Origin of the sequence: Bacillus sp. DE0042 (genome assembly GCF_007680225.1) — a bacterium.
Classification (GTDB): domain Bacteria; phylum Bacillota; class Bacilli; order Bacillales; family Bacillaceae_G; genus Bacillus_A; species Bacillus_A wiedmannii.
In genome coordinates, this window is sequence record NZ_VEJP01000002.1 from 1 (window position 1) to 15710 (window position 15710).

Consider the following 15710-nt stretch of genomic DNA (forward strand, 5'->3'; position numbering starts at 1 on the left):
TCTAATCCAAAGTTAAATTCATGATTTCCAAATGCCCAAGCATCATATCCCATTGCATTCATCGCTACCATCATTGGCGATTGTGGCTGATCATTGAATAATTCTACTGAGTTTCCTTGAATTGTATCCCCAGCATCTACTAATATGGTATTGGGATTTTCTTGACGCACCTTCTTTATAACCGTATAAAGCTGTGTTAAACTTCCGCTCGTATTTGCACCATCGAGCGCATAATCCCAGGGCATAAATCTACCATGAATATCTGCAGTACCTAACAATGTAATATTAACATCAGATTCCTCAGCCTTAGAAATAGCTGGTTTGGCTGTTACTGCTGTTACAATAAGCATAAGAATAATAAAATAGCATACATAGTTCTTCCATTTCATTTTTTGCATAATAACAATATTTCTCCCCTTTTTGTACTGCTATAAAGTAGCTTGAACTTTAAAAATGTAACTTATTATTCGGAAAAATCCAACTGCAAAAGATAATTTTGGAGGTGGTTCTGCTGAAAATATAGAGAATAAAATGCATATCCCCCCTAGCAGAATAGTATTTACTTCTTCCTCTAACGTGTGAAGAGCGCTAAACCAACGGTAGATGTATATGTACTGTCAAAATTATGGACATATAACTCATTTCCGGAAATCATTATAACTTAAAGATATAGTATGTAATGCTAATTACATTTTCGGATTTCATTGCTAATTTATTTCCTTCTAAATGAAAATGCTGAGGTCACTTCCAAAAATAATAACCCCGTTCTTCATTTAAGACGGAGTTACACTTATACAACAATTCGGATTCGTTTTTTTGAATGTTCGTTTCCTATTCAAGAGTAAGATCTGCTAGTTTCGTATTTTCTTCTGCTTATTGGTTGCTTTCAACTAAATTCATCATAATTTTAATTAAGACTTGTATTTTATCACTCAAACCCTTGATGCTATCTTAAATCGCTCAATAAATAGATAATAATTTTTACTTTTCAACTTCACAAAGCAATTTGACCTCTTTGATTTGTTCTATATGACGCTGTTCATGCAAATAGATTAATTCTATCCACTGATCAAGAAGTAATTCTCCAAGAGCTGGATGCATCACTGATTTTTTTGCCAATTTAGATTCATCTTCTATTGTACTCAGAAAACGCATTAATTCTTTTCTAGAGTCGTTTAACAAATCAACCATTTGCAGCACTTCAAATGGTTCTATACTTGGTTCAATCATTTCTGGTGCTATAAATTTTATCGATCTATCTAATACAATAGTATGAATTTCTTTACGCTCATTTTGGAAACTATCCATCTTTTTTAATCCTGACGAAATAACCGTTATAACTCTCTCATCTAATAAAACTAAGTGATGACAAACTTGTGCTATACTCCATTTATCCTTATCTGGTTTTCTATTAAATTGAGCATCACTTAACAAAGTAATTTCCTCAAATAATTGATTTCTCGTTTTATAAAACTTATCCTTTACAAATGTGTTCATGTGAATTCTCCTTTCATTAGAACCTATATACTTAGATTCCTGCGTTAGAAATATTCTCTATAGAAGAAAGATTTTCCTTCACTACTATTTCAATCAAATCTTTTCTTGCTTTAATAGTTTCTCTAATTCACGACAAAATATATGAGTTTTCTCAACATCCTTGAAGATTTCCTTGAGGTTATCATGTGCTACAGCTACACCATAATACTTTCCACGGAATCCTTTCAATACAACTACATAAAACGTTCCTAATTATCAATCTAGCATTAAATAAATGTAAAAAATGCCCCTATTCATTCATTTTTCATGCGTATGTATGTACATTTGTTAATTTATTCGATATATTATGTGTATTGAATAATTACGAAAAGCTTATTGGTCGCTAAAAAACACCTTATATTTTTATATCCGAGAAAACTACAAAATGTATAAAATTCCATTTGTCAAATGAATTTAATGCGGAAGGAGGTTTGTGGTTACTTCATCGGGATATAATAATCAGTTTTGAACTGATAAAAATATAGGAGGCGACATAATGTTTCGTACGATTTCAAATTTCATGAGAGTAGCTGAGATAAGAAACAAAATTCTTTTTACACTAGCGATGCTAATTGTTTTTCGAATTGGCACGTTTATTCCAGTTCCTCATACTAACGCAGAGGTATTAAAAGTACAAGATCAAGCTAACGTTTTAGGTATGCTAAACGTATTTGGCGGAGGAGCACTGCAACACTTCTCAATCTTCGCTGTAGGTATTACACCATATATTACAGCTTCCATCATAGTACAATTACTACAAATGGACGTTATACCTAAATTTTCGGAATGGGCAAAGCAAGGAGAAATGGGCCGTAAGAAATCAGCTCAATTCACTCGATACTTTACAATCATTCTCGCCTTCATACAAGCCATTGGGATGTCTTATGGCTTTAATAATATAGCAGGTGGACAATTAATAACAGATCAAAGCTGGACTACATACTTATTTATTGCGACAGTTTTAACTGCAGGTACTGCATTTTTACTTTGGTTAGGTGAACAAATTACCGCTAATGGAGTAGGTAATGGTATTTCGATGATTATCTTCGCAGGACTTGTTGCGGCGATTCCAAATGTTGCGAATCAAATTTATTTGCAACAATTTCAAAATGCAGGCGATCAATTATTCATGCACATCATAAAGATGGTCTTAATTGGTCTCGTAATTTTAGCGATAGTTGTTGGCGTTATTTACATTCAACAAGCTGTGCGTAAAATACCGATTCAATATGCAAAAGCTGTTTCAGGAAACAATCAATATCAAGGAGCAAAAAACACTCATTTACCTCTTAAAGTAAATAGTGCTGGTGTAATTCCAGTTATCTTTGCTTCCGCATTTTTAATGACGCCGCGTACAATTGCGCAGCTCTTCCCTGATTCAAGCGTATCGCAATGGTTAGTTGCAAATCTTGATTTCGCACATCCAATTGGAATGACGCTTTATGTCGGTCTGATCGTTGCTTTTACATACTTCTACGCATTTATTCAAGTAAACCCTGAACAAATGGCTGAGAATTTGAAAAAGCAAAATGGCTATGTGCCTGGTATTCGTCCTGGTAAATCAACAGAACAATATGTAACTAAAATTTTATACCGTTTAACATTTATCGGTGCAATTTTCTTAGGGGCAATTTCAATTTTACCGCTCGTATTCACGAAAATTGCTACATTACCACCTTCTGCACAAATTGGTGGTACAAGCTTACTTATCATCGTCGGTGTAGCACTTGAAACAATGAAGACTTTAGAAAGTCAGCTTGTAAAACGTCATTATAAAGGATTTATCAATAAAGCGAATTAAGTAAAAAACACAGTTGGTTATTTTTCCAACTGTGTTTTTAATTCTACTACCTCTAATTTTCCCACTAATGTATCAATCACTTTTTCTAAGTTCACAATTTTTTCTTCTAATGCTTGGATGCGTTTTTCGCTATCCTCTACATTATTATATTTTAACTCATCATTGGACGATTTGAACTGCTCCCATAATTCGAAAATAGTATTTTCAGTAGGTGATTTTGATTTTTCACCACTACTGGTTGCATCTTTATTTGATTCTAATTCAAATTGAAGTTCATATGTATTTCCAGTTAACTTTTTAGCTAATTGCGAAATTAAATCTTTATAAGACTTTTCAACCCATTCTTGTTGAAATTCGTTTTCAAAATAAATAATCAATGAATTTCCATTTATTCTGGCTGTCGTTTCTTTAACCCATGTTTCATATGAAGGTCTTGAAATTATTAATTGCATTTTACCTTTTATTTCATTCCAAATTGTATTGGGTTCTTCTTGTCCGGAAGTGAGTGGATTATTTTGCATATGATGAATATGTGTGATAGAAGTGGTTTTTGATTCTATTTCGAACCAAATTTGATATTCTTCATTTGTAATTTTCTGTACGGTACTTGAAATTATATTTTTATACTCACCTTCAAGCAAATCACGATGAAACGCATCCTCACAAAAGATTATTAATGTATTATCTTCTATAGTAGCATTTGTATTTCTAACCCAGGTTATAAATGTTTTCTCTGCTAATTTTGGCCTTAACGCTTTCTTTACTTCATCCCAGCTATTTAGCCTTTTTTTTGGAACATCTTTCAACTTTGATGGTTCGTCATTACATAGATCAAACTGGATTTCAAACGTCGTATTAAACATTTCTCTTAATGTATGAAATACTAATTCTTTGTAGTGAGATTCTAACCAGTCACGAGCAAATTCATTTGGACAATAAATTGTTAATATATCATCCTCTAAATAAACAGTAGTATTAGTAAACCAAGTTTCATATGATGGTTTTGAAATTTGCGGTCGAATTTTTTCCTTTACTTCAGTCCAATTCATTTTCATAATAACTCCCCTCTTTTTACAGTTCTCTTTCATATAGCTTAATAATATTACGCCTTTCCAATAAATAAAGTCAATCCGTATCATGTATAAAGAAGCAGCCCTGTTATATACAGGGCTGCTTCTTTATACAACTACATTTCCTTCTCAAATAATTTCCCTTGTTTGAAATAGCTCCGGAGTGTGGATCGATTAGCTAAAAATACACCAACCAAAATAAAACAAGCACCTATTCCCATTGTAGGGTTTAAAGGTTCTCCTAATATGATATATCCTACTATAATAGCAATTAGCGGTGATACATATAACCACGTTGACGGGAATACAGGGTTTGTTTTTGATAAGAGCCAATAATATAATCCGTGCCCACCAATTGATCCGATAAAGATAAGATATAAAATAGGCCACTGTACACTCCATGAAGCTAATACAGATACATTCGGTTGTTCTACTATGACGGATATGATTAGTAATAAAACTCCTCCGTAAAACATTTGAATACCATTAATGAGAAATGGTGAAACACTTTGTAAATCCGAAAGTATTTCTTTTGAGCGAATAGAGCCTATTCCGTAAAATAACTCTCCTATTATTAAAACAAAACAAGCGATACTCCATATGAGACTTATTTCTTGGTGCGTTCCTGGTAAAGAAACAAAAATAACACCTATTAGTGCAATAATTAATGCTACGAGTTGCTCTTTTTGTAATTTTTCCTTATTTCTCTTTGCCTGTAATAATAAAATCATCATCGGCCCCGTAGCAGAAAGTACAGCAGCTAATCCTGAAGAAATATATTGTTCCGCCCAGTACAATGTAGCGAATGTCATAAACGTTAAGCAAAAACCAGCATATATAATACGTTTTGAAAATACATGTGGCATAATTTCTTTTCGCTTTAACTTAAATATAATTATCAGAATTACGCCTGCTAAAAAGAAACGAATTCCTGCTGAAAATAATGGGGGCGCTCCTGCTTCAATTCCGATTTTTATCGTTAAAAATGTTGTTCCGAAAATAATACATACTAAAATATAATTGAAAATGACCATTTTTCTTCCTCCTTTTTACTCTTAACATGAGTATAGAAGGTATGGTGTATAACAGTGTATCTATGTATATAACAGTTACTTAAAATTGTAGTTGATTCTCTTTATATTTTTCGCTTTAATAAAATAAAAACGAAAAAGGTGAAACCATGAAGATTGTCCTTCGTAAAGAATCCAACATACCGTATTACCAACAAATATATATGCAAATCGTTGAAAGAGTACAAAGTGGCATGCTTGCGCATGGTGACCCCCTTCCATCTTTACGCTCTATGGCCGAAGATTTGCAGATTAGCCTATTAACTGTTCGTAAGGCATATAAGCAATTAGAAAAGAAAGAATATATACGCATTGAGCAAGGAAAAGGTGCTTATATACATAAACATGTAAAGAAAGATTTCAAACCAATTCCGTACAAATGGCAACAAACGAAAACGATTAATGTTATGCGATCTCAATATGCAATGAATCAGCACCGAAAATATTACGATTTTTCACAAGCAATTTTATATCCTCGTTTATTGCCAAATCCATTCTTAGCAGACGAAATGCATAAAATACTTAATAAAGACCAGATGATCCTAGCAACTTATGGGCCAGTACAGGGTGATTATGAACTGCGAGTTGAAATAGCAAATTACTTAAGTGAACACCAAAATTTAGTGACCGATCCATCTCAATTATTAATTACAAGCGGAGCACAACAAGGAATTGATTTAATTGCTCAAACATTATTAAAACCTGGTGATATTGTATTAGTGGAAAGTCCTTGTTACAGTTCTGCACTTGATATTTTCATCAATAAAGGCGCTAAAATTATACCAGTTTCTCTTGATAATCATGGAGTTCGATCCGACTTAATCGATGATATTTGTCAAAGTAAAAATCCCGTATTATTGTATACGAATCCAACTTTCCAGAACCCGACAGGTACAGTAATGAGTAATGAAAGGCGAATGGAACTTATAGAATTAGCAGAGCTATATGAGTTTTTTATAATTGAAGATGATTCTTTCGGAGAAATATATTTTGAGGGTGCTACTATTCCCCCTCCTATCAAAAATTTTGATACGAACGGTCATGTAATATATATAAAAGGATTTAGTAAAACGTTAGCACCAGGATTGCGTATCGCATCTCTTATTGCCGATGGGCCTATTTTTGAATGGTTATATGCTGTAAAAGGTTCAATGGATATCGGTAGTCCTTTATTAACGCAAAAAGCACTCCTTCCTTTTTTACGTGCAGAACGTATGAAAAATCATTTAGAAAAATTACGTACGGCTCTACAAATTAGACGTGACATAACGATTGATATGTTATCACCACTTAAAGAATTACGATTTGAAATACCAAATGGTGGCTTTAATTTATGGATTACACTTCCTGATTCGATAGATCCCTTTACCTTATTACAAAAAGCAAATGAAGTAGATGTCTCTTTTTTACCAGGAACAGCTTGTCTATTAAATACCGATATAAGTAATAATCAATTACGGATTAGCTACTCAATGTTAAATGAAAAAGATATGTTGATTGGTTTAGAGAAATTACATGATACAATACGAAATTGTATATTATTGAAATAACATTACATGTCCAATAATAAATACTATCCCAAAATAAAAATGTAAATTTTGGGATAGTATTTATTTCTAAGTTTTTTCCTGGTTCAACTTCACTTTCTCTACAAGCCACTATCTTCATTATCCTCCGACTTTCATTACAATTTTACCTCTAACATGTTGACCTTCACTCAAAATATGAGCTTCTCTAACCCCCTCTTCATTAAACGGCACAACTTTACTTATAATTGGTTTTATTTTTCCGTGTACAATTAATTTTGATAATGCTTCTAATTGCTTTCCGTTTGGTTTTAGCCATAAAAACCCTGATTTTATCCCTTTTATTTTTTGAATTGGCTCATGAACAATCGAAACTAACACACCACCAGCTTTTATAATTTGAAAGCTTTTCTTTTGTACTTCACCACCTATTGTATCTAATACAATATCGAAATCTGATAGTAATTCTTCAAATTTATCTTTTTTATAATCAATAACGAGATCTGCTCCTAAAGACTTTAAAAACTCTTCATTCTTACTACTTGCAGTTGTTGCAACAAAAGCTCCAAATGATTTTGCGATTTGGATTGCCAAACTTCCAACTCCACCAGCTCCAGCATGAATGAGTACTCGGTCATGTTCTTTTATTTTTGCGTAATCTACAAGACTTTGCCACGCTGTAAGTCCTGCCAGAGGAATAGAAGCTGCCTCTTCATAACTTAGATTAGTAGGCATATAGGATACTAAATCCGATTTTACTGTAATGAATTCAGCATAAGAGCCCTTCCCTATATTTTCAGGTTTCGTAAATACTTTATCTCCTACTTTGAAGCACTCTACCTCTTCCCCAACTTCTTCAATAACCCCAGCTACATCTAACCCTAAAATAATTGGAAATGAAAATCGTAACTGTTCTTGTAAGTCTCCTTTTCTTATTTTCCAATCAACAGGATTAATAGATGTTGCGAGAATGCGTATTAATACCTCGTTATCTTTAACAACCGGTTTTAAAACTTGTCTTTCTTTTAATTCTTCAACATTACCATATTGATCTATAACAATTGCTTTCATTTCCATTCCTCCTTGCTATTTATTTTAATAACATACAAATATTTCTCAAAATTTTTTGCCTTGAATGGCTATATACTTATTTTTAGGGGTTATTGCACTATTAATTCCAAAACGAAACTTACATACACCTTAGAATCACTCAACATTGTATTTTTAATGAAATTCAAAAGAAATGGGGAAAACTCTATGACTGAAAAGATATTTAAAATAAACGGGATTGATATATGTACAGAAAGCTTTGGGAACCCTAAAAACCCAGCTATTTTATTAATTATGGGCGCTACGTGTTCAATGGTTTATTGGGATGAAGAGTTTTGTGAACAGTTGGCTAACACGGGGAAATTTGTTATTCGTTTTGATAACCGTGATGTGGGATGCTCTGTTACATATGAGCCTGGAACTTCCAATTATACAGTTACAAATATGGCTGAAGATGCAATTGGGGTACTCGATGCTTATCATATTGATAAAGCACATCTATTTGGTATGTCATTAGGTGGTATGATCGCTCAAATTGCTGCTGTAAAACATCCCGAAAGAATTTTAACGTTAACATTATTAGCTACAAGTGTGATAGGCTCTGACGATAACACGCGCGATTTACCTCCGATGGACGAAAGAATTTTAACACATCACGCAAATGGCACGCATTTAGATTGGACAAATGAAAATGTTGTAGCAGAATATTTAGTTTCCGGATCTCGCCTTTTATGTGGATCCAAACGAACATTTGATGAAAAAAGAGTCTATAATCAAGTAAAACAAGAAATAGAACGAGCAAATAATCTATTAAGTATGTTTAATCACGCTTTACTTCAAGGGGATGATGCTTATGAAGGTGTGCTTCACTCCATACAAGCACCTACATTAGTTATTCACGGAACAGACGATACAGCACTCCCTTTTGAACATGGTCTCGCACTTATTGATGAAATTCCTAACTCATTGCTATTAACCCTTGAAGGCGCAGGACATGAAAATCATCCTGATGACTGGGAAGACATACTTCATGCAGTTACTGAACATACATCTAAAATATAGATAAATAACGAATAGAAGGGGCACACCACAATTTGTGCCCCTTCTATTCGTTACATGTAAAAAAGCCCATCACTGTATCCGTATGTATAGTGATGGGCAATACTTATTTTTTCTATGTTTAAAAAAACGGACAATCTAATTGATCAACAGATTCCCATGATTTTTTTTTAATATTATCGGTGGATTTATTAGCTTCTAGTGGTACATTTTTAAAAGGATTTACTTCGACCTTTAATAAGGAAGATGGCTCTACGTATAATGAGAAAACATGGCTACTTGGTATAGCTTTTGACACATCAATATCTCCTACTTGTTTAAAGAGTTGCTGCGCTGCAAAGAAAAAGAAATTGGTTGGATTTGATTGTTTATTTAGCCATGCAATCATTTCAGGTGATACTGACTTATGAATATTGATTTTTACTCGATCACCACGTTTATATCGCCTAGATCGCATACTTCCACCAACTAACTTATCGTTAAGTTTGTAAATCCTAACTCTTTTTGCTTATGCTCTCTATATTTTGGTGAACAAGTGTAGACTAATAATCCACGTGCATTTGTAAATAATGGATTATCTACAAAGATTACATTTGTTAGTCGTCCTTTTTGTTTTAAAATCATTTTTAAACTGTTTTTAATAATTACTGCGCCCCCGCCATAAATAAATACGTATGGATCGTCTTTCATGTCATCAATTTTATTTATAATATCCGTTGCGACACGTGCTGCTAATCCTAATAATGCTGGTTGTGATTCCTCAACTAATAATGCATTTCTCGGATGCTTATCATTTAAATAAATTTGGTTAAACTCTGTAATACTATCAATCGTCTTTGTTGGATACTTCCGGTTCCATCTTGTAATAATTTGTAGTAACGTTTCTTTCACACCATATGATAAGCCCTTACTTAGTTGTGGTCTAAAGTTCACACCTAGTGAAACTACTTCTTCTGTCGTCCCTGCACCAATATCAAAAGACAATAAAGTTTTATCAACAAAATCAACTTCTGAAACTTGATTTTGTTCACATTCAATTTTATGTTTCACAACATTTCCTTCTTCATCATATACAATGCCCCACGTACCAGAAGCGCCTTCAGGCAGGCATTTACAATATTCGATTGAAATATTAATTGTCACATCACGTCCGTTTGGATAATGGAACACAACCTTATGATTGCCCATATAACGCTTCGCATTTTCCGCAGCTATTTCTTGTGTAATAAGCTGCATAGGAAGAGCAACAGATAAATCATAACGAATATTAATATGACTAGAAGTTGGACTTTGACGCATAGCACTCACCGCTAAACCAGATAGAATTGTAATAACCATTAACTCATCAGTTGACTTATTTGATTTCTTCTCAACCTCAGTACCTTTTAATTGATCTTGAATGACTTTTTCACCTACGATATACCGCACATTATTTAACATTAGCGATGGAGAACTAATGGTCACGTCAATGTGATTTTCTAATTCGGATAATGAAACATCACTCTCATCTAACAATCCTGTAGGCTCTCCTATATATAAAGAATATATACTCGGAATAAAAATAGGGTCTTGCCCTTTCACCATTAACTTCAAACCGTTATTTCCTGCATCAGCACCAGCTTTTAATAGAATAGACATAACTACCCCCTAAATTAATCTGACATCCCTTCCAAATATATGCGAGCCCATTCTTTTACATTCAAATGTAATGTAATTTTTTATTAATCGTAAAAACAAAATATCATATTATTACACCTTTCATGTAAAAAATATTTGACATAAAGGTTTTTCAATTTTATACTATGGGTGTAAATAGTTTTTTACAACTATGGAGGTGCCGTTTCTAATATGAATCGCAAAAATTTCATTTTACTAACAATCACTTTATCGTTACTTGGAGTACTTATACATGGAGTCTATAAATACATCTCTGAAGGTGCGATTTTAGGTGGAACAATCTTCGCAAGCGCAATAATAATTAGCTACCTCATCAATCATATGACTTGGGGAGATCCAAACGGAGTATCAGAAGAAAGCAAAGATGAAATGGGACAACAAATTAAATATAAAAGCTTTAAAATTGCTTATTTTGCACTTATATGCCTTATATTTTTTATTTTAATATTATCAGAAGGATTTGCATTCCTATTACTCGATGAAATAAAGAATCTTCCTCTCTTTATCGCACTTTGTTCTTCATTCTTTATTTATCCTATTGTCGAATTCGTTGTTGCTAAACAATATAAATAAAAAGATGAGGTTTTGTAAAGTAATAATAATGTTATTTAATTTTGATTAAAAAATATAAGAGCCTCGCTACAAATCATATTGTAGTAAGGCTCTTTAAAGTTGTTTAATTTCTAACCTTTTAAATGAGTTTGTAGACAAATTATTGAGATTCTTCTTCTAGAAAATTAAAATCACCATCAATAAGATTCTGTAAATACTCATCAAAGCTGTTTGCAATCACTTCATATTCATCAGGGTCGTGCAAAAAACGAATGATTTGACCACATACACCTTCATCAGAAGGGTTAAAATCAATATAGAGTCTTGATGTTCCACCATTGTTCATACAGTCTGAAAAATGAATATAAGTGCCAGGGAGAAGTCCTTTTGGATTTATCTTAGAATCAACAGCATCCTCGTCATCTTGGTATTCTAAAAGATAGGATACGTCTTCTTCTTCTTTTGAACTTTCGAGCATTTGCTGTGTAGAAAGCAAATAATATGGATACTCTTCAACATCTGAGCCTAAAATACATACCGCAACTTCGTTTTCTCCATATTTCCGCCAATATGTACCATCAATATTTTCAAGAAAAGAGATTAGTGATTCTGGACAATTTGGATATTCTGACCTTAATGTATCAATATCCTCTTTTGTAGCACCGCACGCTTTATTTAGTGTTTCGAGATCATCTGTAGATAATGCTGCTCTCAAGCCGTTTAAAAATTTGTTTACCAAATCCATTATTTCGTCCTCCCAATAATAAAATATAAAATTTTTTTATTAGTCTATATACCTAACATAAATAAGATTTTACTTTTAACTGTTTTCACATCTAATTTAATTTGTACCATTACGCTCTATTCCTTCTTGATTAAAGTATTGTCCTAATAACTCTTTACCTGTTTTGATTGTAGTATAGTACTCTCCATCATACAGTTTCCCTTCTGATGGATTGTGAAAATCTTCGTATTTCTTGAAGTCTTCATTTTCTTCAAATGATTTCTTTGCAAGTTCCATGTCTGTTGTTTCAATTGCACCAAATACCCTACCTATATCATAAACGCCCTCTTCATCAAAACTCTCTTCTAAAAGATAGTGTTTATCTTCTTCTATAGACGTTATCTTACCTTTTGTAAGTGAGTATAGGTGCTTCGTTTCTTCTACTTGTACCATGATAAAAATCCAACCAACTCTTACAACCGTACATGGTGCTAAACCCTCTAATGTAAGTGCAACTACCTTTTGGTCTTTCACAAATTTCCCCATCTTACCTACCCCTTAATTTGTTTATTTTATACTATAACTATAGTCTCTTAAACATTTATCACCCCTAAGTAATACGTCCCTAAGAGTTTGTTTCTGTAGATGTTAGTCTATTGTCAATCGTATTCCAATATACTTTACCGTATTTCTTTACATACCTTCAACTATCACTTTTAATTTATTCACAGTCCGCCAATTTCTTACTGTAGCTGGTGTATGTAACTTCTGAAACTGGTTCATTAATTTAGAATTTCGAATGCTATTTTTGAAAAATAAATACACAACTTTTTCATGAATATAGCAATCTTCAGTCTCATTTTTTTGCATAAGCAGCTGATATTTTTCTTTTTCAGAAAGTTCATTTGCTAAGAAAGCAACATGTATACTTTCACCTTCTAGCAATGAATCGGCTTCATAAGGACAACTTTTTATAATATTTATAAATTCCTCATGTATTCTTAACATGACTGGAACATCATACCCAAAAGTGATTTTAATTTCAGATTGTATTCTTTCCTTTAGAAATTTTATATCTTCATCATATTCAAACACGATATTACCGCTTTGAATATATGTTTTTACTTGTTTTAACCCTATTGATTCAAACATTTGTTTTAAATCAGCCATTTGGATTACCTTATGTCCGCCTACATTGATTCCTCTTAGTAATGCAATATAAATTGTCATATCATTTCTCCTCGTTTAAATGTGTTTCAAAGTTGATGTAAAGTTATTTAATATAACCTATAAGAACCTTGCTACATTTTATTGTAGTAAGGTTTTTGGTGTTTAATTTCATTTAACGAAAGCACCTGTTTGTTGAATAAAAAGTGCTTTCGTTATAGAGCCGTTGACTTTTTAAACAAAGGTATGTACCCTCCACTAGGCCCATAAGCAACTCCAATTTCTTTCCATCCATATTTTTCATAATATCCGTTAAGATCTGAAGTAAGATAAAGAAAGTGATACCCTCTCTTTGCAGCTTCTAGCAGTCCGTGATTCAACAATTTTGCTCCTATAGAGTTGCCCCTAAATTTTTCATCTACAAACAAACACACTAGCCACGGGCTCAAATCTTGACGACTATTTAAATCATTGCGAATTAATGCATACGTTCCGACAATCTTATCATCTACTTTTGCAATGTAAAAACTTGGTATGTCATTTGGATCAGTTAAAGCATTAGTCATACAATCTTCATAAAATGCACGCCCACCTGCCTCCCCCCATTCTTTCCAAAAAACATCTATTGCCTTATTAAATAAGTCATCCTTCTTTAGTAATTGAATAATTTCCATAAAGCTACGCCCCCCCAAAAGTATTATTTAATGATTGTAGAACTTACTAAATTTAAAGTTTTTCAAGTATCTTTATTTTTTATGTAACTAGCTATAATTTCTTTACTCTTAAATATAGCCTTTTCATATATATTCTCTTATCGTTCTAAATAAAAAAACTTACTACCTTGTTTTTCAAGAGTAAGTTTTTCTTCTCATTATTTTATGATAGGTAAATGCATTATAATTTGTTGACCAATTGGTCCCATTCTTCTAAAGCCTTTATCTTGGAAGCCGACTTTTTCATATAAATTTTGTGCCGGAATATTTTTTTCATTCACAGCAAGTACAACCTCATTTTTTATCGGGAAATAACGTTTTACAAACTCTTGTAATAATGCCAATGATTTTTTAGCATATCCTTTTCTTTGTCTATTGTGATTTATAGAAAACGAAGTTAAAAGTATAGCATCTTGATTGTCTGTGAACTCCTGTACTCTATCCCCTGTTTGCAATGCAAAAAGACCAACAGGTACCCCGTTGTAATCTAAAATAACAATCACATTTTTTGTTCGATCACTTTTTGCTTTCTCCAATAATTCACCTGGGTCTGATGTAAATTGAACTTGTTCACTTGGTAAAGTAAATGTTTGTATAACTTCTTTATATTTCTCCTTATACGGAACTAATTGAATTTCCCCTGTATGTATGTTCATGCGAAACTCTCCCATTTTTCAACTTATTAACTTAAACCTTGCTGCTCTTTTGAATGCACTTTTCCATCTAAAAAGGTAATTTCAACTAATGAAGTTGGATCGCTTCCCTTCCAAGCAAAAATTTGTTTAATTTGTGTAGAATCTTCTACACCTTCTTCTATAAGTAAATTACCATCAAAACCAATTAAATCTTTCACTTCTGTATAAGTCATTCCTTCATTTATGTTCGAGAAATGATTTATATTGATAGAATCTTTCTGCTGCCTTTCCATCACAGTAGAAGAAGTCGCTGTTTGTTTTTTCACTTCTTTCTTCTGTTCACACTCTGTCATACTGAAACCTAAGCATAAACTACATACTATTAATGCGCTTTTTTTCATCATAACAGTTGTCCCTCCCATCATAATTAAACCATATATTCCCTTAAAAATAAACTGAATATTAAATATTATGTTGAAAAATCCCCGCACATTTTAGTACGGGGTTAGTTTTATTTATTCAAATGATTATTTGATTGGTCATTCTGTTCTTTTCTTAGTTCTTGTTCTTCATCTTTTGGTAATTGTTTATCATTATCTTTAATTGGATTCGTTTCTCGATTTTCAATCATGTCATTTGGAACTTGTGGCATTACTCGGCCAACAATTGCTGCTAACTCATCAAGTATACCTTCACCTGTTTTTCCTTTTTTAATTTGCTTTCCAATTTGTTTCAGTCGTTCATACGTATCAACATCCGCTACAACGACTGCATTAGCACCATCCGGATCGTTTTTTAAACTTTCTGCTACAGAGTATTTAATGGACTCAACACGAGTTCGATCAAGTTCCGCTTTTACATCAATACCTACAATAGCATATTTGCCGACTACTACGGCTGTTGCATCATTTACCCCTGGCACACTTGCGGCTAAAGATGCTAAATGATCCGCTGCTTTTTCATTTGGCTTATTTGGTTTGTTCGTATAATTAACATTTTTCGTCGAAACATTTTTTTGCTCTGGTTTTTCGTTTGGATTGTCCTTTTTTCCAATACTGCATCCTGTTATAAAAAAGCAAAGCATCAACATATATATTAGGATTTTCATTATTTTCACCACTTTACTATTA

At 32.7% G+C, this 15710-nt stretch carries 18 protein-coding genes; 4 read left to right on the forward strand and 14 right to left on the reverse strand.

The window, feature by feature from the left end; all coding sequences use genetic code 11:
• A partial coding sequence (locus FS802_RS10225) for a metallophosphoesterase (protein ID WP_186367212.1) occupies positions 1-398 on the reverse strand: 398 nt, incomplete at its 3' end.
• A 583-nt stretch (positions 399-981) separates the two neighbouring features.
• Positions 982-1497 carry a DinB family protein gene (locus FS802_RS10230; RefSeq protein ID WP_001091622.1) on the reverse strand — a complete coding sequence of 172 codons (516 nt, stop codon included), beginning with the start codon at positions 1495-1497 and terminating at the stop codon, positions 982-984.
• Positions 1498-2032: 535 nt separating this feature from the next.
• Between FS802_RS10230 and secY the strand changes: the two genes are divergently transcribed.
• Complete coding sequence (secY, locus tag FS802_RS10235) at positions 2033-3337, forward strand: preprotein translocase subunit SecY (RefSeq protein ID WP_000490105.1); 1305 nt, start codon at positions 2033-2035, stop codon at positions 3335-3337.
• Positions 3338-3354: 17 nt separating this feature from the next.
• Here the strand turns inward: secY and FS802_RS10240 are convergent, their stop codons facing one another.
• Entirely contained in the window at positions 3355-4392 is a 1038-nt protein-coding gene (locus FS802_RS10240; RefSeq protein ID WP_098654444.1) for a DnaA N-terminal domain-containing protein, read from the reverse strand.
• 131 nt (positions 4393-4523) lie between these two features.
• The gene (locus tag FS802_RS10245) at positions 4524-5441 is read right to left on the reverse strand and encodes a DMT family transporter (RefSeq protein WP_098654433.1); all 918 of its coding nucleotides are present in this window, start codon (positions 5439-5441) and stop codon (positions 4524-4526) included.
• A 146-nt stretch (positions 5442-5587) separates the two neighbouring features.
• On the opposite strand from FS802_RS10245, the gene pdxR reads away from it, so the two are divergent.
• Positions 5588-7027, forward strand: coding sequence for a MocR-like pyridoxine biosynthesis transcription factor PdxR (gene pdxR, locus FS802_RS10250; protein WP_098654434.1), 1440 nt, complete (start codon positions 5588-5590; stop codon positions 7025-7027).
• Positions 7028-7144: 117 nt separating this feature from the next.
• Here pdxR and FS802_RS10260 read toward each other — a convergent pair whose 3' ends face one another.
• A complete protein-coding gene (locus tag FS802_RS10260; protein WP_098654436.1) occupies positions 7145-8074 on the reverse strand; it encodes an NADP-dependent oxidoreductase in 930 nt (309 codons plus the stop codon).
• 186 nt (positions 8075-8260) lie between these two features.
• Between FS802_RS10260 and mleBCA the strand changes: the two genes are divergently transcribed.
• The gene (gene mleBCA / locus FS802_RS10265; protein WP_000136590.1) at positions 8261-9115 is read left to right on the forward strand and encodes a BCA family alpha/beta fold macrolide esterase; all 855 of its coding nucleotides are present in this window, start codon (positions 8261-8263) and stop codon (positions 9113-9115) included.
• A 118-nt stretch (positions 9116-9233) separates the two neighbouring features.
• Here the strand turns inward: mleBCA and FS802_RS10270 are convergent, their stop codons facing one another.
• Together FS802_RS10270 and FS802_RS10275 are read right to left on the reverse strand one after the other, a co-directional pair.
• Complete coding sequence (locus FS802_RS10270) at positions 9234-9569, reverse strand: hypothetical protein (protein WP_001257747.1); 336 nt, start codon at positions 9567-9569, stop codon at positions 9234-9236.
• Between the two features lie 11 nt (positions 9570-9580).
• Positions 9581-10750, reverse strand: coding sequence for a ParM/StbA family protein (locus tag FS802_RS10275; protein WP_000025618.1), 1170 nt, complete (start codon positions 10748-10750; stop codon positions 9581-9583).
• A 210-nt stretch (positions 10751-10960) separates the two neighbouring features.
• On the opposite strand from FS802_RS10275, the gene FS802_RS10280 reads away from it, so the two are divergent.
• Positions 10961-11362, forward strand: coding sequence for a DUF2178 domain-containing protein (locus FS802_RS10280; RefSeq protein ID WP_098654437.1), 402 nt, complete (start codon positions 10961-10963; stop codon positions 11360-11362).
• A gap of 139 nt (positions 11363-11501) precedes the next feature.
• Here the strand turns inward: FS802_RS10280 and FS802_RS10285 are convergent, their stop codons facing one another.
• The 7 genes from FS802_RS10285 to FS802_RS10315 all read right to left on the reverse strand — a co-directional run bounded on the left by FS802_RS10285 (position 11502) and on the right by FS802_RS10315 (position 15688).
• Positions 11502-12086, reverse strand: coding sequence for an SMI1/KNR4 family protein (locus tag FS802_RS10285; RefSeq protein WP_098654438.1), 585 nt, complete (start codon positions 12084-12086; stop codon positions 11502-11504).
• Positions 12087-12182: 96 nt separating this feature from the next.
• A complete protein-coding gene (locus FS802_RS10290; protein ID WP_098654439.1) occupies positions 12183-12611 on the reverse strand; it encodes a hypothetical protein in 429 nt (142 codons plus the stop codon).
• Positions 12612-12758: 147 nt separating this feature from the next.
• Positions 12759-13295, reverse strand: coding sequence for a DUF1697 domain-containing protein (locus FS802_RS10295; RefSeq protein ID WP_144525019.1), 537 nt, complete (start codon positions 13293-13295; stop codon positions 12759-12761).
• A gap of 152 nt (positions 13296-13447) precedes the next feature.
• Positions 13448-13906 carry a GNAT family N-acetyltransferase gene (locus FS802_RS10300; protein ID WP_098654440.1) on the reverse strand — a complete coding sequence of 153 codons (459 nt, stop codon included), beginning with the start codon at positions 13904-13906 and terminating at the stop codon, positions 13448-13450.
• A gap of 197 nt (positions 13907-14103) precedes the next feature.
• Positions 14104-14601: a GNAT family N-acetyltransferase gene (locus FS802_RS10305; RefSeq protein ID WP_098707883.1), complete on the reverse strand. Its 498-nt coding sequence runs from the start codon at positions 14599-14601 to the stop codon at positions 14104-14106.
• A 26-nt stretch (positions 14602-14627) separates the two neighbouring features.
• Positions 14628-14984 carry a hypothetical protein gene (locus FS802_RS10310; protein WP_098720322.1) on the reverse strand — a complete coding sequence of 119 codons (357 nt, stop codon included), beginning with the start codon at positions 14982-14984 and terminating at the stop codon, positions 14628-14630.
• Between the two features lie 107 nt (positions 14985-15091).
• Complete coding sequence (locus tag FS802_RS10315; protein ID WP_098720323.1) at positions 15092-15688, reverse strand: YhcN/YlaJ family sporulation lipoprotein; 597 nt, start codon at positions 15686-15688, stop codon at positions 15092-15094.
• Positions 15689-15710 lie beyond the last annotated feature (22 nt).

Excerpts from the sequence above, each read along its gene's own strand:
- FS802_RS10230 (WP_001091622.1), bottom strand. The coding sequence starts at position 1,497 with ATGAACACATTTGTAAAGGATAAGTTTTATAAAACGAGAAATCAATTA.
- secY (WP_000490105.1), top strand. The coding sequence starts at position 2,033 with ATGTTTCGTACGATTTCAAATTTCATGAGAGTAGCTGAGATAAGAAAC.
- FS802_RS10240 (WP_098654444.1), bottom strand. The coding sequence starts at position 4,392 with ATGAAAATGAATTGGACTGAAGTAAAGGAAAAAATTCGACCGCAAATT.
- FS802_RS10245 (WP_098654433.1), bottom strand. The coding sequence starts at position 5,441 with ATGGTCATTTTCAATTATATTTTAGTATGTATTATTTTCGGAACAACA.
- pdxR (WP_098654434.1), top strand. The coding sequence starts at position 5,588 with ATGAAGATTGTCCTTCGTAAAGAATCCAACATACCGTATTACCAACAA.
- FS802_RS10260 (WP_098654436.1), bottom strand. The coding sequence starts at position 8,074 with ATGAAAGCAATTGTTATAGATCAATATGGTAATGTTGAAGAATTAAAA.
- mleBCA (WP_000136590.1), top strand. The coding sequence starts at position 8,261 with ATGACTGAAAAGATATTTAAAATAAACGGGATTGATATATGTACAGAA.
- FS802_RS10270 (WP_001257747.1), bottom strand. The coding sequence starts at position 9,569 with ATGCGATCTAGGCGATATAAACGTGGTGATCGAGTAAAAATCAATATT.
- FS802_RS10275 (WP_000025618.1), bottom strand. The coding sequence starts at position 10,750 with ATGTCTATTCTATTAAAAGCTGGTGCTGATGCAGGAAATAACGGTTTG.
- FS802_RS10280 (WP_098654437.1), top strand. The coding sequence starts at position 10,961 with ATGAATCGCAAAAATTTCATTTTACTAACAATCACTTTATCGTTACTT.
- FS802_RS10285 (WP_098654438.1), bottom strand. The coding sequence starts at position 12,086 with ATGGATTTGGTAAACAAATTTTTAAACGGCTTGAGAGCAGCATTATCT.
- FS802_RS10290 (WP_098654439.1), bottom strand. The coding sequence starts at position 12,611 with ATGGGGAAATTTGTGAAAGACCAAAAGGTAGTTGCACTTACATTAGAG.
- FS802_RS10295 (WP_144525019.1), bottom strand. The coding sequence starts at position 13,295 with ATGACAATTTATATTGCATTACTAAGAGGAATCAATGTAGGCGGACAT.
- FS802_RS10300 (WP_098654440.1), bottom strand. The coding sequence starts at position 13,906 with ATGGAAATTATTCAATTACTAAAGAAGGATGACTTATTTAATAAGGCA.
- FS802_RS10305 (WP_098707883.1), bottom strand. The coding sequence starts at position 14,601 with ATGAACATACATACAGGGGAAATTCAATTAGTTCCGTATAAGGAGAAA.
- FS802_RS10310 (WP_098720322.1), bottom strand. The coding sequence starts at position 14,984 with ATGATGAAAAAAAGCGCATTAATAGTATGTAGTTTATGCTTAGGTTTC.
- FS802_RS10315 (WP_098720323.1), bottom strand. The coding sequence starts at position 15,688 with ATGAAAATCCTAATATATATGTTGATGCTTTGCTTTTTTATAACAGGA.